At 70.6% G+C, this 17,866-nt stretch carries 14 protein-coding genes and 1 tRNA gene; 5 read left to right on the top strand and 10 right to left on the bottom strand.

Annotated elements, in window-relative coordinates; all coding sequences use genetic code 11:
* Window positions 1-99 precede the first annotated feature (99 nt).
* Entirely contained in the window at window positions 100-2,295 is a 2,196-nt protein-coding gene (locus ACFY1U_RS41270) for a CDP-glycerol glycerophosphotransferase family protein (RefSeq protein ID WP_390699183.1), read from the bottom strand.
* Between the two features lie 227 nt (window positions 2,296-2,522).
* On the opposite strand from ACFY1U_RS41270, the gene ACFY1U_RS41265 reads away from it, so the two are divergent.
* Complete coding sequence (locus ACFY1U_RS41265) at window positions 2,523-4,088, top strand: N,N-dimethylformamidase beta subunit family domain-containing protein (protein WP_390699182.1); 1,566 nt, start codon at window positions 2,523-2,525, stop codon at window positions 4,086-4,088.
* A 51-nt stretch (window positions 4,089-4,139) separates the two neighbouring features.
* Here the strand turns inward: ACFY1U_RS41265 and ACFY1U_RS41260 are convergent, their stop codons facing one another.
* The 3 genes from ACFY1U_RS41260 to ACFY1U_RS41250 all read right to left on the bottom strand — a co-directional run bounded on the left by ACFY1U_RS41260 (window position 4,140) and on the right by ACFY1U_RS41250 (window position 7,699).
* Window positions 4,140-4,694 carry a cysteine hydrolase family protein gene (locus ACFY1U_RS41260; protein ID WP_390699181.1) on the bottom strand — a complete coding sequence of 185 codons (555 nt, stop codon included), beginning with the start codon at window positions 4,692-4,694 and terminating at the stop codon, window positions 4,140-4,142.
* Window positions 4,695-4,758: 64 nt separating this feature from the next.
* Window positions 4,759-6,975 carry an MMPL family transporter gene (locus tag ACFY1U_RS41255; RefSeq protein ID WP_390699180.1) on the bottom strand — a complete coding sequence of 739 codons (2,217 nt, stop codon included), beginning with the start codon at window positions 6,973-6,975 and terminating at the stop codon, window positions 4,759-4,761.
* Between the two features lie 127 nt (window positions 6,976-7,102).
* On the bottom strand, window positions 7,103-7,699 hold the full coding sequence (locus ACFY1U_RS41250) for a TetR/AcrR family transcriptional regulator (protein WP_390699179.1): 597 nt from the start codon (window positions 7,697-7,699) through the stop codon (window positions 7,103-7,105).
* A gap of 175 nt (window positions 7,700-7,874) precedes the next feature.
* On the opposite strand from ACFY1U_RS41250, the gene ACFY1U_RS41245 reads away from it, so the two are divergent.
* Window positions 7,875-11,129 carry a S41 family peptidase gene (locus ACFY1U_RS41245; RefSeq protein WP_390699178.1) on the top strand — a complete coding sequence of 1,085 codons (3,255 nt, stop codon included), beginning with the start codon at window positions 7,875-7,877 and terminating at the stop codon, window positions 11,127-11,129.
* Between the two features lie 57 nt (window positions 11,130-11,186).
* Here ACFY1U_RS41245 and ACFY1U_RS41240 read toward each other — a convergent pair whose 3' ends face one another.
* The 4 genes from ACFY1U_RS41240 to ACFY1U_RS41225 all read right to left on the bottom strand — a co-directional run bounded on the left by ACFY1U_RS41240 (window position 11,187) and on the right by ACFY1U_RS41225 (window position 14,772).
* Window positions 11,187-11,390, bottom strand: coding sequence for a hypothetical protein (locus tag ACFY1U_RS41240; protein WP_390699177.1), 204 nt, complete (start codon window positions 11,388-11,390; stop codon window positions 11,187-11,189).
* Window positions 11,391-11,477: 87 nt separating this feature from the next.
* Complete coding sequence (locus tag ACFY1U_RS41235) at window positions 11,478-12,362, bottom strand: SDR family oxidoreductase (RefSeq protein WP_351473763.1); 885 nt, start codon at window positions 12,360-12,362, stop codon at window positions 11,478-11,480.
* Window positions 12,359-13,276, bottom strand: a complete 918-nt coding sequence (locus ACFY1U_RS41230) for an alpha/beta fold hydrolase (RefSeq protein ID WP_390699176.1) — start codon at window positions 13,274-13,276, stop codon at window positions 12,359-12,361. Before ACFY1U_RS41230 ends, ACFY1U_RS41235 begins: the two co-directional genes overlap by 4 nt.
* A complete protein-coding gene (locus tag ACFY1U_RS41225; RefSeq protein ID WP_390699175.1) occupies window positions 13,273-14,772 on the bottom strand; it encodes a flavin-containing monooxygenase in 1,500 nt (499 codons plus the stop codon). Before ACFY1U_RS41225 ends, ACFY1U_RS41230 begins: the two co-directional genes overlap by 4 nt.
* Window positions 14,773-14,900: 128 nt before the next feature.
* Here ACFY1U_RS41225 and ACFY1U_RS41220 point away from each other — a divergent pair, with 128 nt between their 5' ends.
* A complete protein-coding gene (locus ACFY1U_RS41220; RefSeq protein ID WP_390699174.1) occupies window positions 14,901-15,542 on the top strand; it encodes a MerR family transcriptional regulator in 642 nt (213 codons plus the stop codon).
* Between the two features lie 77 nt (window positions 15,543-15,619).
* On the top strand, window positions 15,620-16,255 hold the full coding sequence (locus tag ACFY1U_RS41215) for a DUF6518 family protein (RefSeq protein ID WP_390699173.1): 636 nt from the start codon (window positions 15,620-15,622) through the stop codon (window positions 16,253-16,255).
* A 13-nt stretch (window positions 16,256-16,268) separates the two neighbouring features.
* Here the strand turns inward: ACFY1U_RS41215 and ACFY1U_RS41210 are convergent, their stop codons facing one another.
* On the bottom strand, window positions 16,269-17,093 hold the full coding sequence (locus tag ACFY1U_RS41210) for an exodeoxyribonuclease III (RefSeq protein WP_390699172.1): 825 nt from the start codon (window positions 17,091-17,093) through the stop codon (window positions 16,269-16,271).
* A 47-nt stretch (window positions 17,094-17,140) separates the two neighbouring features.
* Between ACFY1U_RS41210 and ACFY1U_RS41205 the strand changes: the two genes are divergently transcribed.
* Entirely contained in the window at window positions 17,141-17,617 is a 477-nt protein-coding gene (locus tag ACFY1U_RS41205; protein ID WP_390699171.1) for a GNAT family N-acetyltransferase, read from the top strand.
* Window positions 17,618-17,722: 105 nt separating this feature from the next.
* Here ACFY1U_RS41205 and ACFY1U_RS41200 read toward each other — a convergent pair.
* A tRNA-Ala gene (locus tag ACFY1U_RS41200) sits at window positions 17,723-17,796 on the bottom strand.
* Window positions 17,797-17,866 lie beyond the last annotated feature (70 nt).

Raw genomic sequence — 17,866 nt, 5'->3', positions numbered from 1 at the left:
GCTCGAGCGAAGCCGAGAGTGGGGGAGAAGCCGAGAGCGGGGGAGCGACCAGCCACAACGGACCCGCAGACGACCACTTGCCCCGGCACAGACCACCCGTCAGGGCTTCTCGCCGAGAAACACCCGCCGAACCACCCGCTCCGCGGCATGCCCGTCGTCGAACGCGCAGAACCGCCGGCGGAACGCAGCCCGCGCCTCACCCGCCGCGTCGGAGGCGACCGCCCCGGAGCGGAACACCTCGATCAGCTGCTCCTCGCTCTCCGCGACAGCGCCCGGCGGCTCGGCCAGCAGGTCGAAGGTGACGCCCCGGGTGGCCCGGTACGTCTCCCAGTCCGGGGCGTAGATGACGATCGGCCGGTCGAGGCAGGCGTAGTCGAACATGATCGACGAGTAGTCGGTCACCAGCACATCGGCCGCCAGGCACAGGTCCTCGACGACCGGGTACGAGGAGAGGTCGACGACCCGCGCGGCGCCCTCGGCCCGCCTCTCGGCGCCCGTCTGTGCGCCTTCGGCGTCGTAGTAGTGGGAGCGCAGCATCAGCACGTGATCCGGTCCGAGGGCGGCCGCCAGGCGGGACGGATCCGGCAGCGGACCCGCGCCTCCGTACTCCCGGAACGTCGGGGCGTACAGCACGGCGGTCTGGCCGGGCTCGATGCCCAGGCGGGCGCGGATGGCGGCGATCTCCTCCGGGCCGGTGCGGAAGTAGCGGTCGTTGCGGGGATAGCCGGTCTCCAGCAGCTCGTAGCTGCCGGGGTAGACGCGCGGCCACACCTCGGAGGAATGCGGGTTGGCCGACAGGAGGAAGTCCCAGCGGGCGGAGTGCTCGCGCAGCCGCGTGAAGTTCATCCCCCGGGCGCCGACCGGGTAGTGCCGCTGGTCCAGGCCCATGGCCTTCAGCGGGGTCCCGTGCAGCGTCTGGACATGCACCGAGCCGCGGCGCTTGGACACCGTGTGCGGGAAGTTGACGTTGTTGACCAGGTATTTCGCCCGCGCCAGGACGCGCAGGGAGCGCAGGGAACCTTCCACGGCATGGTCCACCCCCGCGGGCAGCGAGGCGACCGCGTCCTTCCGTACCACCCACACTCCGTGGATGTCCGGGGCCAGTTCGCGGGCCGCCTCGTAGATGGCGCGCGGGTTGCACGAGTAGCTGCGGTACCAGTAGGCGGCGTAGACGGCGAGCCCGTCGTCGGCGGGCAGGCGCTTGTACGCCTCGTAGTAGAGGAGGGCCGGCAGGGCACGGGCCCGCCGCGTCGCCGTCCGTGCCGCGCCGACCGCTCCGCGCACGCCCCGGCGCGCCTTCAGGCGCAGCTGGTTGACCGGGCGCAGCGCGGCGAACAGCCGGTAGTCGCCCCGCTCGACCAGGCGGAACTTCACGCCTCGGGCTCCGGGCGGATAGACGTGGCCCGCGGGCCGGAAGCGGGCGAAGTGCTCGGCCATCCGGGCGAAGAACTCGCGCTGCCGGGCCGCCGGGACCCGGCCGGGTTCGTCGATGATGGTCGTGTAGTGCCAGATCGCCCGGTCGAACAACTGGGCGCGGAACTCCTCGGCCGCCGCACCCCGCTCGTCGAGGAAGGCGAAGACCTTCTCGTACTGGCCGAACACATCGAAGTGGCGGTCGCTGACGGTGGTGGTGATCGCGCCCGCACGCCGCTCGCGGTAGAGGTAGCAGACCCGGTCAAGGAGCGATATTCGCTCGGCGGCCACCAGGATCGGGTAGGTGACCGGCAGGTCCTCGTACAGCCCCTGCCCGAAGCGCACGCCCAGACCGGTCAGGAAGTCACGGCGGATCGCCTTGTTCCACGCGGTCATCATCAGCTCGAGCACACTGGGCCGGCTCCGCAGCTCGAACGCCTCGGGCGGCGGCGGCTCACGCAGCAGGTGCGCGCGGGGAGCGGGCCCGACCCCGCCTTCGGGGAACAATCGCGCGTAGTCGAAGAAGAGCACGTCAGGTCGGGCCGCGGTCAGTCTGCCGGCTATCGCGGACAGCGATTCGTCGGCGATCAGGTCATCGCTGTCGACGAACCAGACATAGTCCCCGCGGGCATGTTCCAGCCCCGCGTTACGGGCTTCGCCGAGCCCGCCGTTGCGTTCCAGATGCACGACCCGGACCCGCGGATCCCTGCTCGCGTACTCGTCGAGGATCGCCCCGCACCCGTCGGGCGAGGCATCGTCCACGGCGATCACCTCGAAGGAGGAGAACGACTGCCCCAGCATCGAATCCAGACAGGGACGCAGATACTCCTCCACCCCGTACACCGGGAGAACGAGGCTGATCAGCACCTGGGACGGCTCCACGCATGACCTCCGGCCGACTACGGGCGGCTAGCTCTACTGCGGAACGAAGCTACTACGACCCGTAGGAGGTGTGGCGCCGGCCTGGCATCTCACACCCCACGGGCACAGTTGTTCCACAGAGTAACGTCGCCTTCTCGAGCCTCACCCTTTCATGGCGCCCATGACCGCGCCGTTGCAGGCTGTTTCCAGGTCGGACTCTCCGCGAGCGCGCACACACGGGAGGCGATGTGGGCCCCGAGAGACGGGAAACACCGCGGCACGGGACGGAGGACGGCTCGGCGCTGCGCCGTAGGACCTTCCTGGAGGCGTGTGCGTGCGCCGGGCTCGTCTCGGCGGCGGCCGGTGCCTGCGACCGTTCGCATGCCGTCCACGGCACCCGGGCGGCGGCGGCCGCGCACCGGCCGGAGGCGGAACGGGACCGCCCGGGGACACCCGACTGGCGTATCCGCTCGCTGGGTCCGGCGGCGGCCGTCGTGGGGTATGCCGACCGCGTGAGCGTGACACCGGGTGAGGAGTGCGGTCTGTATGTCTCCACGACCGCCCCGTCCTTCCGTGTCTCGGCCTTCCGCGTCGGCTGGTACGGCGGGGCCGAGGCACGGCTCGTCTGGTCGTCCGGGCGGATACCGGGCAGCGTCCAGCCGGAGCCGTATCTGCTGTCCGGGACCCGCACGGTCCGCGCGGACTGGCAGCGCAGCCTGAGTTTCGGGACGGCGCACTGGCCGGAGGGCGCGTACCTGCTGCGCCTCGACACGGAGGACGGCCACCAGCGTTACGTCCCGCTGATCGTGCGCTCCGTGCAGAGCACGGGCCGGACGGTGCTGATGCACGCGCCGACCACCTGGCAGGCGTACAACCGATGGGGCGGTTACAGCCTCTACGAGGGCCTGTCCGGGGAGTACGCCACTCGGTCCCTCGCCGTGAGCTTCGACCGGCCCTACGACTCCGACGGCGCGGAGAAGTTCATGGTGTACGAGCGGGCGGCGGTGGTCCTCGCCGAACGGCTCGGAATCCCCCTCGCGTACACCACCGGGATGGACGTCCACCGCGACCCGCAGGTGCTGCACGGCGCGACCGCTGTCATCTGCCTCGGCCACGACGAGTACTGGACGCCCGAGCAGCGCCGGCACATCACCCAGGCCCGTGACGCGGGCACCAACCTGGCCTTCCTGGGGGCCAACACCTGCTTTCGCCGGATCCGCCTGGAGGGGGACGGAACGGGTCCCGAGCGCACGATGGTCTGCTACAAGTCCGCCTTCCGGGCCGATCCCCGTTACGCCACCGATCCCTCCCAGGTGACCACGGACTTCCGCCAGGCCCCGGGGGCCGACCCGGAGTCCTCGCTGACGGGCGTGCTCTACGAGGGTTACCCGGTGGACGCCCCCTATGTCGTCCACGCGGCGGACCACTGGCTGTACGAGGGGACGGGCGTACGCCCCGGTGACGGCTTCGACCATCTGGTCGGTGTGGAGTACGACCGGGTCACCCCGGGTGCGCCCGTCCCCGAACCCCTGGAGATAACGGCCCATTCCCCTGTGGTGTGCAACGGCGTTCGCAGCAGCAGCGACTCGGCGTACTACACCGCGCACAGCGGCGCCGGAGTCTTCGCGACCGGCACCATGCGGTGGGTGGAGGCGCTGATGGCCGAAACCCCCGACGGGGGCCGGGACCACGGTATGGACGCCCGCACCCGCGCCTTCGTCACCCGCACCACGGAGAACCTCCTGCACGCCTTCGCGGAGGGCCCCGCCGCCCACCACCGTCCGGCGCCACGCCCGAACATGACGCAGGTGTAGCAACCGGTGGGGGCAGGCGACGGGCCGCAGGGCGGTGGAGGAAGCCCCCCGTCAGCCCCCGAACGTCACCTGCTTCGCCTCCGTCACCGCCGCCGTGCGTCCCGGTGCCGAGTGGTACCGCCAGTACAGGTTCGTGTGGGCGATGACCTGGTCCGGCGGCGGGGCTCCCCACTTGCTGTTGTCGTTCGTGGTGTGCGCGTCGGCGACCAGCGTGACGTCGTAGCCCCGTACGAACGCGCCGTGGATCGTGGAGCGTATGCAGGCGTCCGTCTCCGCGCCCGTCACGACGAGATGGCCGACTCCGGCCGCGGCGAGGACCTGCTCCAGGTCCGTGCCCTCGAAGGAGTCGCCGTAGTTCTTGTGCACCAGCGGTTCCGCGTCGCGGCGTGGCAGTTCGGGGACGTACTGCCAGTCCTCGCTGCCCTTCTCGAGTCCCTCGTCGGAGTGCTGGACCCAGACGACCGGCACGTCCGCGGCGCGGGCCTTGTCGACCAGGGCGGCGATGGTGGCGACGACGGCGTCCCGCTCGTGCGCGGACTCCACGACGCCCCGCTGGACGTCGATCACCAGCAGGGCGGTGTGGGGGCGTTCCTGAAGAGTGGTCATGCCGCCACGTTAGGCGGCGCCACTGACAATCGCCCGGCGCCTGCGGCGCCCGGTGGCCGGAGCGTCAGGCCCGTACCAGCTCCCGGTCCTCGTCGGGGTCGCTGTCCCTCGCGTCGCCGCCGCCGAGGGCCTTGAGGCCCTCGCCCTCGACGTCCACGTTCGGCACCGCCCGGTCCAGCCACTTCGGCAGCCACCAGGCCTTCTTGCCGAGCAGGCCGAGGACCGCCGGGACGATCGCCATCCGCACGACGAACGCGTCGAAGAAGACGGCGATCGCGAGGCCGAAACCGATCATCTTGATCATGGATTCGCTGGAGGTGATGAAGCCTCCGAAAACCGCGATCATGATGGCCGCGGCGGCCGCCACGACCCGCGCGCTGTGCCGGAAGCCCGTCACCACGGCCTGGCCCGGCGTCTCACCGTGGACGTACGCCTCGCGCATCCGGGTCACGAGGAACACCTCGTAGTCCATGGCGAGTCCGAAGACCACGCCCACCATGAAGATCGGCATCATCGACATGATCGGGCCGGTCTGCTCGACGCCCAGCAGGCCGCCGAGCCACCCCCACTGGAAGACCGCGACCACGGCACCGAGCGCGGCGAGCACGCTCAGCAGGAAGCCGAGGGCCGCCTTCAGCGGGACCAGGACGGAGCGGAAGACCGCGATCAGCAGCAGGAAGGCGAGGCCCACCACCAGGCCCAGATACGGGATCAGGGCGTCGTTGAGCTTCTGCGAGAAGTCGATGTTCATCGCGGTGGCGCCGGTGACCAGCACCTTCGCACCCGTGTCGGCCTTGATCTCGCCGCCCTGGTCACGGATGGCGTGCACCAGGTCCTCGGTCTGCACGGAGGACGGCTTCGAGCCGGGGACGACGGTGATCGTCGCCGTGTCGCCGGCCTTGTTGAACACCGCCGGGGTCACCGTGGCCACGTCCCCCAGGCCCTTGATCCCGTCGGTCACCTTGTCGGCCGCCGCCTTGGGGGAGTCGCTGTCCTTGGCGTCCACGACGATCATCAGGGGGCCGTTGAAGCCGGGCCCGAAGCCCTCCGAGAGGAGGTCGTAGGCGCGGCGCTGCGTCGTGGACGTCGGCTGCGAGCCGTCGTCGGGCAGGCCGAGCTCCAGCTGGGTGGCCGGGACCGCGATCGTGCCGAGGCCGACCACGCCGAGCAGCAGCACGGCGGCCGGACGGCGGATGACGAAGCTCGCCCAGCGGGCGCCCAGACCGGGCTTGACGGGGGTGCCGGCCGCGCTCCCCCGGCGCTTCTCACCGGCCGCCTTGACCTTCCTGCCCGCGTATCCGAGCAGCGCCGGGATCATGGTCAGCGCGATGAGGACGGCCACGACGACCGTGCCCGCCGCCGCGAGGCCCATCTTCGTCAGCATCGGCACGTTGACGACCGAGAGCCCCGCGAGTGCGATCACGACCGTGAGGCCCGCGAAGACCACCGCCGAGCCCGCGGTCCCGGCGGCCCGTCCGACGGCCTCCTCGCGGTCACGGCCCTCGGCCAGTTCGCTGCGGTAGCGGGAGACGATGAACAGCGCGTAGTCGATGCCGACCGCGAGACCGATCATCAGGGCGAGGGTGGACGTGGTGTCGCCCAGGTCGAGCGCCTTGGCCAGGACGGTGATGGTCGAGACGCCGATACCGACACCGATGATGGCTGTCAGCAGCGGCAGTCCGGCCGCGACCAGTGAGCCCAGGGTGATGACGAGGACGACCGCGGCGATGGCGAGGCCCACGACCTCACCGGCGGCTCCCGGCTCGGCCCCGGCCTGCAGCGCGTCACCGCCGATCTCGACGGTCAGCCCGGCGTGGCGCGCATCCTGCGCGGCCTCCTTCAGGGCGTCCCGGGAGGCCTGCTTGAGCTCCATGCCGGAGACCTTGTACTTCACGGACGCATAGGCGACCGTGCCGTTCTTGCTGACGGCGTGCGCCTGGTAGGGGTCGGCGACGGAGACCACCTCGGAGCCGTCGGCCAGCTCCTTCACCGTCTTCTCGACGGTCGCCCTGTTGGCGGCGTCGGTCATCTTCTCGCCCGCGGGCGCCTTGAAGACGACCCGTCCGGTCGCGCCGTCGGCGCTCATCCCGGGGAAGCGCTGTTCCAGCAGGTCGAAGGCCTTCTGCGCCTCGGTGCCGGGTATCGAGAAGGAGGTGGAGCCCGCGGCGGGCGCATGGGCGGCGCCGACTCCCGCGAGGGTCAGCAGCGCCACCCAGAACAGGGCGACGAAGTGCCGTCGCCTGAAGGCGAATCGGCCGAGTTTGTAGAGGAACGTGGCCACGGAGGCGTACTCCCGGTCAGGTCGTGGGTGTTTCAGGGCAGGGGTGACCACCCGGCGGGGAGGCAGGGGTGATCGTCCCGACGACTTGAGCGGTGACGTCAGGCGGGCGAGGAAGTGCGGGGAGGTGTCAGGCGCAGAGGGCGGGGAGGACGACTGCGTCGATGTACGAAAGGAGGTAGTCCTGCGTCGGCGGCTGCTCGTCGATCATCGTGCGGGCGGCGAACCCGCCGATCATCATGTGGATCATGTAGTCGACCGCGGGGTTGTCCGCGCGGACCTCGCCCCGGTCGATCGCACGCTGCACGACACGGCGGAACTCCGCCATCTCCGGCTCGATCAGATGCTCCTTGAACGCCTTCAGGAGGTCCGGATTGCTGTGGATCGCCATGGCCAGACCCCGCATCAACGCGGAGTTCTGCTCCATCTCGCAGTCGTCCGACCGCATCGTGAGGGCGTGCAGATCGCCCCGGAGGGACCCGGTGTCGAGCTCGCCGAGAGCCAGACCGCCCGGCTTGCGGTGCCGCACCGCCTTCGCGACCAGCTCGGCCTTGCCGCCCCACTGGCGGTAGAGCGTGGCCTTGCTGGACTTGGTGCGGGCCGCGACGGCGTCCATGGTGACGGCGTCGTAGCCCACCTCCCGGAGCAGGTCGAGCACGGCCTCGTACAACTCGGCCTCACGCTCGGGCGTGATCCGACTGCGACGCGCCGTTGCGACCTCAGTCATGCCACTCACCTTCCCGCTCGGGACGCGCCGCCTTGGCGCTGCTTCGTACGTTCATGAAGATACCCTGTACACATGCGAAACGAAACAGTTTCGTACGTGCGGTGGCTCACGTAGGTGAAGGATCCGTGAGTTCCCACGAGTTGCCCGGCCACATCCGGCGGAAAAGCATGGGGAGGTGAGCTATCTGCGCCTGCCCCATCTCAGCGGTGACCTGTTGTGCTTCGTGGCCGAGGACGACCTCTGGCTCTCGCCCCTGGACGGCCCGGGCCGCGCCTGGCGCCTCACCGTCGACCGTACGAAGCTCGGCCACCCCCGTTTCTCCCCGGACGGGAGCACCATCGCGTACACGAGCTGGCGCAGCCTGGTCCCCGAGATCCACACCGTCCCGGTGGACGGCGGGCCGGGCCGGCAGCTCACCTACTGGGGTTCCGCGGACACCCAGGTCTGCGGCTGGACACCCTCCCAAGGGGACAGCGGGGGCACCATCCTCGCCGTCGCCTCCCACGGCGAGCCCTTCTCGTACTTCACCTGGGCCTACAAGGTCTCCCCCGACGGCGACCCCGGCCGCAAGCTCCCCTGGGGCCCGGTCTCCGACATCCAGGTCGCCGACATCGAGGGTGAGCGCAAGACCCTCCTCCTGACCGGCACCCCGCCCCACGAACCCGCCGCCTGGAAGCGCTACCGCGGGGGCGCCATGGGCCGCCTCTGGCTGCACGGCGAGCGCCTCCTTGCCGACCTGGAGGGCCATCTGCACTCCCCGATGTTCGTCGGCGGCCGGATCGCCTTCCTCTCCGACCACGAAGGCATCGGCAACCTCTACTCCTGCGCCTACGACGGCTCCGACCTGCGCCGCCACACCGACCACGACGCCTTCTACGCCCGCCATGCGTCGAGCGACGGCACCCGGGTGGTGTACCAGTGCGCCGGCGATCTGTGGATCGTCGACGACCTGGCCGCCGACTCCGGACCGCGCCGCCTGGACGTACGGCTGAGCGGTCCGCGCGCGGGCCGGCGCACGTACCAGGTCCCGGCCGCCCAGCACGTCGACGGCATCTCGGTCGACGAGACGGGCCGCGCGAGCGCCGTCGTCGTACGCGGCAGCCTGTACTGGCTGACCCACCGGGACGGCCCGGCGCGCACGATCACCGACACCCCGGGCGTACGGGTCCGTCTCCCGGAGATGCTCGGCTCGACCGGCCAGGTCGCCTATGTGACGGACGCGGAGGGCGAGGACGCCGTCGAGATCGCCTACCTGCCGCGGGCGACCGGCGACCGCGAGCCGCGCCGACTGGCCTCCGGCTCCCTCGGACGCGTCCTCGAGATGGTGGCCGACCCGCAGGGCGAGCGCCTCGCCCTCGCCTCGCACGACGGCCGGCTCCTGCTCCTCGATGCCACGGAGGACTCGAACGGCGAGGTGACCGAGCTGATCCACTCGGTCAACGGGCCGGTGCGCGACCTCGCCTTCTCACCGGACGGCGCCTGGCTGACCTGGTCCCACCCGGGGATCGGCCGCTCCCTGCGGCAGATCAAGATGGCGCGCATAAAGGACCATTTCATCGTCGACGTGACCAACGGGCGCTTCGAGGACGAGAACCCGGTGTTCACCAGGGACGGCCGCTATCTCGCCTTCCTGTCCTGGCGCGGCTTCGACCCGGTGTACGACGTCCATACCGGGGACCTGTCCTTCCCGCTCGGCTGCCGCCCGTACCTGGTCCCCCTGTCCTCCGCGACCCCCTCCCCCTTCGCCCTGACCCCGGAGGGCCGGCCGGCCGCCGGGGGCCTCGACCCCGTGGAGGACGAGGAGGAGGGCGGCGACGGCGCCGCGGTCACCGTCGAGATCGAAGGGCTGGAGAACCGGGTCACCCCCTTCCCGGTCACCGCCTCCAAGTACTCGGCGCTGTACCCCGTGGCGGGCGGCGGCCTGGTCTGGCTGCGCTGGCCGATCTCGGGGGCGCTCGGCGAGACGTTCGCCAACCCGGACGACACCACCGGCCGCCCGACCCTCGAACACTTCAACATCAGCAAGGCGAAGAAGTCCGAACTCCTGGAGCATCTCGACTGGTTCGCGCTCAGCGGCGACGGCACCCGACTGGTCGTGGTCGACGAGGGCGACCTGCGGGCCGTCCCCTCCTCCGAGTCCGGCGACGGCGACACGACGGTCTGGATCGACCTGCGCCGCATCCTGCACGAGGTCGACCCGGCCGCCGAGTGGCGCCAGTCGTACGAGGAGGCCGGCCGTCTCATCCGCGCGTACTTCTGGGACCCCGGGATGTGCGGCATCGACTGGGAGGCGGTGCTGGACCAGTACCGCCCGCTGGTCGAACGGGTCGCGTCCCCGGACGAGTTCGCGGACCTCCTGCGCGAAGTGCTCGGCGAACTGGGCACCTCGCACGCCTACGTCACCGCCGCCCGCCGCAACGAGGGCCCGCCCCACTACCAGCGCCTCCAGGGCCTGCTCGGCGCCAACTTCGTCCGCAGACAGGAGGGCTGGGTGGTGAAACGGATCCTCCCGGGCGAGTCCTCGGACTCCAAGGCCCGCTCACCGCTGGCGGGCACGGGCATCAGGGAGGGCGCCGTACTGACCCACGTCGACGGCCGCCCGGTGGACCCGCTGACCGGACCGTACCCGCTGCTGGCGGGCGCCGGCGGCACGACGGTCGAGCTGACCTTCACCGCCGCCGAGGGCGAGGCGGGCCGCTCGCGCCGCGTGGCCGTGGTCCCCCTGACCGACGAACGCCCCCTGCGCTACCAGGACTGGGTGGCCAAGCGCCGCGCCGTCGTACGGGAGTTGAGCGGCGGCCGCTGCGGCTATCTGCACATCCCGGACATGGGCGGCTCGGGCTGGGCCCAGTTCAACAGGGACCTGCGGATGGAGGTGTCGAGGCCCGCCCTGATCGTCGACGTACGCGGCAACGCGGGCGGCCACATCAGCGAACTCGTCGTCGAGAAACTGTCCCGCACGATCCTGGGCTGGGACCTCACCCGCGACGCCCAGCCGGTCTCGTACGCCTCCAACGCGCCCCGCGGCCCGGTGGTGGCCCTGGCCGACGAGGCGACCTCCTCCGACGGCGACATGATCACGGCCGCCATCAAGCTCCTCAAGCTCGGCCCCGTCATCGGCCAGCGCACCTGGGGCGGAGTGGTCGGCATGACCGGCCGCCACCGCCTCGGCGACGGCACGGTCATCACCGTCCCGATGAACGCGGCCTGGTTCGACGCCTACGGCTGGACCGTGGAGAACAAGGGCGTCACCCCGGACCTGGAAATCCTCCGCACCCCCCTGGACTGGGCGGAGGGCCGCCACGCCCAACTGGACGACGCGGTCCAGCTGGCGGTGCAGTTGCTGGAGACCAACCCTCCGGCAACCCCTCCGGACCACAGCAACGTCCCGGACCGCTCACGCCCGAAGCTCCCGCCCAGGACGAAGTGAGAAAGGGTGCCCCTCGTCAGGGGCACCCTTTCCCGTCAGTTCTTCAGGACGTCGACGTCAGACGTCATAGTCCTGGTCGAAGCGGTCCTGCTCCTCGCGCTGCAACCGCTCCGTCTCCTCGTCGCGCATGCGCTCGCCCGGCTTGCCGCGCTGCGGCTGCTGGCCGCGCTGCTGACCGTGCTCGCGGGACTGCTGGGCCTTCTGCTTGGCCTGCTCCTGCCACTGCTGCGACTGGTCCTGGAACTTGTCCTTCATACCCATGTGGGTTCACTCCCGTAGTGGGTCGGGGGAAGGCCCTTGACCGGGCCTCGACCAGATTCACACGGCCCACCACGGAGCGCATTTCGATCAACTACGGTGCGTAGCGCGGGCTTCCTCGTCGGCCGCCCCACCTGCACCGACGAGACCCGAGCGCATGCCCTCCAACCGTGACCCGAACCGCCGCATCTCCCGCTGCCCCACCGTCCCGATGAGCCCCGGCAGATACCCCCGCACGCCCTGCATCCCGCGCAGCCACCACTGCCCGTACACATGGCTCGAACGCCGCTCGATCCCGGCGACGATCCGGTCGACGGCCGGCCCCAGCGGATACGTCTTGTTGGACGGCCACGGCAGCCGCTGCCGCAGCTCCCGCATCACCTCGTCCTGGTCGGCGCCCCGCACCATGTCGGTGTCGGTCCACGACAGATACCCGACCCCGACCCGTACGCCCTTGTAGCCGACCTCGGCGCGCAGACTGTGCGCGTACGCCTCCACACCGGACTTGGAGGCGCAGTACGCGGTCATCATCGGCGCGGGAGTGATCGCCGCGAGGGACGCGATCTGCAGGAGATAGCCGCGGCTCTCCATCAGAACCGGCAGGAAGGCACGGGCAGTCACCGCGGACCCGATGAGATTCACCTCGATCACCCGCCGCCAGGCCTCGGGGTCCGAGTCGACGAAGGGACCGCCGGTCGCGACACCGGCGTTCGCCACGACGATGTCGACCTTCCCGAACCGCTCCTTGACCTCCCGCGCCACCCGCGCCATCGCCTCATGGTCCGTCACATCGGCGTACCAGTGGTCGCTGTCGCTGTGCAGCCGCTCGGAGACCTGCTTGAGGGCGTCCGGCTCCAGCCCGACCAGCGCCACCTTGGCCCCCCGCGCCGACAGCTTCCGCGCCAGCAGCTCGCCGACACCGCGCGCGGCGCCCGTGACGACGGCGACCTGTCCTTCGAGGCTGACCTTGCTCATGCGCCCTCCTTGATCGTTGCGTACGTCGTCACAAGCTCCCGGATACGGCCGCTGACCAGCTCCGGCGCCTCCACCGGGGTCATATGGCCGAGGCCCGGCAGCTCGGTGCTGCCCACGCAGTTGGGCAGCGCGGCCACCAGCGCCCGCGCCTGCACGGGCGGGGTGAGCCGGTCCGCCGTCCCGACGACGACGACCGTCGGCACCCTCAACTCCCGTACGCCGTGGTCGAGATCGAGCAGAGCGAGCACCTGCGACCAGGCGTGGCGCACCTTGCGCGGACAGGCGTGCACGATCCGCGCGCACGCCTCCACCATGTGCGGCGCCGAAGCCGGCCCCATCGTCCCGTACTTGAGGATCCGGCGTGCGAGGGGCGTGACCGGTCCGAGCGGCGCCCGCGCCCCCAGGATGTGCTGGGTGAGCCAGGTCCGCAGCCGCCCGGGCCCGAGGGGTACGACGGTCGACTCGGCCACCAGCCGCGAGGAGCCCGTGCTGCACAGCAGTACGGCCGCCGCATGCTCCCGGAAGCTCTTTCTCGTCGCTGCCGCCATCACCGTCATACCGCCCATGGAGTGCCCGGCGATCACGGCCTTCTCGCCCGGCGCGAGGGTCGCCTCCAGTACGGCTTCGAGGTCGTCGGCGAGGGCTTCCGGGCTGCACGCCGGGCTCGCCGGACTGCGTCCGTGGCCGCGCTGGTCGTAGGCGATGACGCGGTGGTCGGCGGCGAGGTCCCGTATCTGCGCGGCCCAGAAGGCGGTGGAGCAGGTCCAGCCGTGGGCGAGGACGACGGCGGGCGCGTTCTCGGGTCCGTGCACCTCCACGTGCAGCCGGGCGCCGTCGGCGGAGACGGCGACGAGTTCGCGGACGGGCGTGGGCGGGGCGTACGGCCCGGACTTGACGTGCATGAGGCGGCTCACGCGTCCACCTCCGCCTTCTGCTCGGCGGGCGCCCGGAGCAGTTCGTACTCGGCGAGATCCACCTGTCGCGTGGCCCGCCGGAACTCGGTCGTCGTACCCGGCCAGATGGTGGTGTTGCGACCGCTCGGGTCGAGGTACCAGCTGGTGCAGCCGCCGGTGTTCCACACCGTTCGCTTCATGCGCTCCTGCACCCGGTGGTTCCAGGCGGCGACGGCGCTCGGCCGGGCATCCAGGGCGGCACGGCCGCCGAGAACGTCCAACTGCCGCAGGAAGTCGGCCATGTAGTTGAGCTGGGACTCGATCATCAGGATCATCGACGAGTTCCCGAGGCCGGTGTTGGGCCCGATGATGGTCATCCAGTTGGGGAACCCGGCGGCGGACGCGCCTCGCAGGGACTCCATCCCGCCCTTCCAGGCCTCGGCGAGGGTCTTGCCCTCCGCACCGACCACCCGCTCGGCGATCGGCATGTCGGTGACATGGAACCCCGTACCGAAGATGATCGCGTCGACCTCGGCCTCGCTCCCGTCGGCGGCGACGACGGTCGACCCGCGGATCTCACTCAGCCCACTGGCCACGACGTCCACATTGGGCCGGGCGAGCGCCGGGTAGTAGGTGCTGCTCAGCAGGATCCTCTTGCAGCCGATGCGGTAGTCGGGGGTGAGCTTGGCGCGCAGGGCCGGGTCCTTGATGGCCCGCGCCATGTTCCGCTTGGCCAACTGCTCGACGAACCCGAGCTCATTGGGATGCTTGGTGAACGCCTGGACCTGCAGCTCCCGGATCCCCCACAGCAGTCCGCGGCGGGCCTGCGCGGTGAAGGGCAGCGCGCGGTGCAGGGCCCGCTCGGCGCCGCTGATGGCGCGGTCGACACGCGGCATGACCCAGGGCGGGGTGCGCTGGAAGAGGGTCAGCCGGCCGACCTCGGGCTGGATGGCGGGCACGATCTGGATGGCGGAGGCGCCCGTCCCCACCATGGCGACGCGCTTGCCGCGCAGGTCGTATTCGTGGTCCCAGCGCGCGGAGTGGAAGACCTTGCCGGGGAAGGTGTCGAGCCCGGGGATCTCGGGGATCTTCGGGTCGGAGAGGGGGCCGGTCGCGGAGACGATGACATCGGCGGACAGCGACCCGCTGCTGGTCTCGATGTCCCACCGCAGCTTCTCGCCGTCCCAGGTCATCAACTTCACTTCGGAGTCGAAGCGGATGTGGGGCCGCAGGTGGAAGACGTCCGTCACATGCTCCAGGTAGGCGCGGATGTGCTCCTGCCCGGAGAAGGTGCGCGGCCAGTCGGGATGGGGCGCGAAGGAGAAGGAGTAGAGATGGGAGGGCACGTCGCAGGCGCACCCCGGGTAGCTGTTGTCGCGCCAGGTGCCGCCCACGCTGCCGGCCCGCTCCAGGACGACGAAGTCGGTGACGCCCTCGCGCCGCAGCCGCACGGCGGCCCCGAGCCCGCCGAACCCGGACCCGATCACCGCCACCCGCACATGCTCCCGCTCAGCCATGCCGACGCCCTTCCTCCCGCGACTCCGCCAGTGAACACTGGCGCAATGGGACTGTAGAGCAGCTCCGTACCGATGGGTAGGGGTGGGAGCGCAGGAATGTTACTGGCGGTACAACATAGGCTGCCTTCGTGACCGAGAAGCGCGAATACCGCATGGAGGAACTGGCCCGCCTGGCCGGCATCACCGTACGCACCCTGCGCTTCTACCGAGAACGCAAACTGATCCCGCCGCCCCGCCGCGAGGGCCGTATCGCCTGGTACGACGACCATCACCTGGCCCGGCTGCACACGATCGCGGCGCTGCTGGAACGCGGCCACACCCTCACCGGCATCGCGGAACTGGCGGAGGCCCTCGACCACGGCCGGGACGTCGCCGACCTCCTGGGCATCGAGCCGACCGAGGAGGAACCGGTCCGCCTCACCCCCGAGGAACTCGCCGCCCGCTTCGAGGGCCAGGTCACCCCCGAGAACCTCGCCGCCGCCCTGGACCTCGGCTACCTCGGCACCGACGGCGACGAGATCGTCCACATCAGCCGCCGCCTCCTGGACGTCTCCTCGGCCCTGGTCGGCGAGGGCATCCCGCTCGCGGAGGTCCTGAAGGCGGGTGCCCGCGTCCGCGAGCACGTGGACGACCTGGCGGAGATGTTCGCGGAGCTGGTCCTGCGCTACGCCGGCGAGAACGACCTCCAGCGCCTGCGCCCCCTGGCCCGGAGCGTGGTGGAGGCGGAACTTTCACTGGCGCTGGACCGGCGGCTGCGCAAGCGGGGATAGCACCCCTCGGGATCCCCCTCCGACGCGCGACGGCCAGCTATACACACTGCGTATAGACGCCGTGTATAGTCGCGTCCATGACGCTCAGCACAGCCATCCGCCCGATCCTCGGGCCGGACCGGTGGTGGATATCCGCGCCACTGGCAGGAGTCGGCCTCGGCATTCTCACCAACCTCGCCCAGGGCGTGTTGCCAGGCGCCTCGAACCAGATCGCCAACTCCGGCGCGGTGTGGTGCGTCCCGGCGTTCGCCGCCGGCGCGCTGGTGGCCGGCGGGCACCCGGCGCTGCGCAAGCCGGTGCTCGCCGGCCTGTGCACGACGATCGGTCTGGTCGTCGGCTACTACGGCTACGCCGAATTCGGCCGCAGCGGCATGGGCAGTCCGTTCTGGCCGCTGGTGTGGCTGGCGATGGCGCTGATCAGCGGCCCGCTGTTCGGTGCCGCGGGGGCGTGGTGGCGGCACGGACGCACCACAGGCCGCCGTGTCGTCGCACTGGCCGCGCTTTCGGGCGTGTTCGGCATGGAGTCCATCCAGTACGCGTGGGTCCTCCACTACGCCCCGCAGGCCTGGACCTGTGCGGCACTCCTGGTCGCGATCCCGCTGCTGATGGCACGTCAGCACAGGGAACGGGCTCTGACGCTGCTCACCGCGCTGGCCTTCTCCGCGATCGCCTACGCCGTCATCGAGCTGCCACTGCAGCACATGCCGGCGTGAGGCCGCCGGGGCCTCACATCTCGAAGGTCACCGTCACCGGGGCGTGGTCCGACCACCGCTCCGCATGCGTGGCCGCCCGCTCCACGACCGCCTTGACGGTCCGGGCGGCCAGCCCAGGGGTCGCGACGGCGAGGTCGATCCTCCAACCCGAATCGTTGTCGAAGGCCCGCCCCCGGTACGACCACCAGGTGTACGGCCCTTCCACATCAGGATGCAGGGCGCGCACGACGTCGACGTAGCCTCCGTCCTCGGGGTCGAAGACCTGGGTGAGCCACGCCCGCTCCTCCGGCAGGAACCCGGAGTTCTTCTGGTTCCCGCGCCAGTTCTTGAGATCGGCCGGCTGGTGGGCGATGTTCCAGTCGCCGCAGACGACGACTTCGCGTCCACCGGCGGCGGCGCGCTCCCGCAAGGCCTTCAGATAGACGAGGAACTCGCCCATGAAGCGGATCTTCTCGTCCTGGCGCTCGGTGCCGACCTCGCCGGAGGGGAGGTAGAGGGAGGCGACCGTGACACCCGGCAGGTCGACCTCGACATAGCGTCCGCTGGTCTCGAACTCCGCGGCGCCGAAGCCGACCTGGATGCGGTCGGGCTCGCGGCGGGTGTAGAGGGAGACACCGGCGCGGCCCTTGGCGGCGGCCGGCGCATGCACGACATGCCAGCCGTCGGGCGTGCGCACGTGCTCGGGCAGCTGCTGCGGCTCGGCACGCACCTCCTGCAGGCAGAGCACATCGGCGGAGGTGCCGGCGAGCCACTCCACGAAGCCCTTCTTCGCGGCGGCGCGCAGTCCATTGACATTGACGGAGGTCACAGTGAGCACGCCGGAACGATACCGGCACACTGGATCGCGACCGGACCCCCTCCACGCATAGGTGTACGATACATCACATGAATATACGTCGTGTCTCCTTCGACCATCCGGACGCCGTCAAGCTGAACGACGAGGTCCAGGCGGAGTACCACGTGCGCTACGGCGACGGCGGGGACGCCACATCCCTGGACCCGACGGACTTCGAGCCGCCGAACGGCGTGTACTTCATCGCCTACGACGAGAACGACTCCCCCGTGGCCACGGGCGGCTGGCGCGCCCAGGACACCAACGGCGAGGGCAACCTCGACGGCGACGCCGAGGTCAAGCGGATGTACGTGGTGGAGTCGGCGCGCGGCCGCGGGCTCGCCCGGCGCATCCTGGCCGCCCTGGAGGAGGACGCCCGCGCGGCCGGCCGGCTGCGGATGGTCCTGGAGACGGGAACGAAGCAGCCGGAGGCCATCGCCCTGTACACATCCAGCGGCTACGAGCCCTGTGCGAAGTTCGGCTACTACCGGCACTACGACAGCAGCCGGTGCTTCGCGAAGGACCTGTGAGGGGCCTGCCTGACAGAACGTCAGGCACAACAAAGATCCCGCCCGATCTTCCGATCGGACGGGATCTCATCAACTGCCTCAGGTTTCCCTGACCAGTTGTTGCGGTGGACCTGAGGGGATTTGAACCCCTGGCCCCCTCGATGCGAACGAGGTGCGCTACCGGACTGCGCCACAGGCCCTTGCAACGAGTGAAACTCTAGCACCCCGATCCGGGTGCTCGGAAATCCGTTCCTGGCCTGCCGCCGGGGC

Source organism: Streptomyces sp. NPDC001351, from assembly GCF_042896045.1.
In the GTDB taxonomy this organism is placed as follows: Bacteria; Actinomycetota; Actinomycetes; order Streptomycetales; family Streptomycetaceae; genus Streptomyces.
The sequence above is the reverse complement of the archived record's forward strand: the minus strand, read 5'-3'. Positions and strand labels throughout refer to the sequence as shown.

What these genes read in the sequence shown, in the direction of transcription:
- ACFY1U_RS41260 (WP_390699181.1), bottom strand. Translation starts at nt 4,694, where the DNA reads ATGACCACTCTTCAGGAACGCCCCCACACCGCCCTGCTGGTGATCGAC.
- ACFY1U_RS41250 (WP_390699179.1), bottom strand. Translation starts at nt 7,699, where the DNA reads ATGACTGAGGTCGCAACGGCGCGTCGCAGTCGGATCACGCCCGAGCGT.
- ACFY1U_RS41240 (WP_390699177.1), bottom strand. Translation starts at nt 11,390, where the DNA reads ATGGGTATGAAGGACAAGTTCCAGGACCAGTCGCAGCAGTGGCAGGAG.
- ACFY1U_RS41235 (WP_351473763.1), bottom strand. Translation starts at nt 12,362, where the DNA reads ATGAGCAAGGTCAGCCTCGAAGGACAGGTCGCCGTCGTCACGGGCGCC.
- ACFY1U_RS41225 (WP_390699175.1), bottom strand. Translation starts at nt 14,772, where the DNA reads ATGGCTGAGCGGGAGCATGTGCGGGTGGCGGTGATCGGGTCCGGGTTC.
- ACFY1U_RS41215 (WP_390699173.1), top strand. Translation starts at nt 15,620, where the DNA reads ATGACGCTCAGCACAGCCATCCGCCCGATCCTCGGGCCGGACCGGTGG.
- ACFY1U_RS41205 (WP_390699171.1), top strand. Translation starts at nt 17,141, where the DNA reads ATGAATATACGTCGTGTCTCCTTCGACCATCCGGACGCCGTCAAGCTG.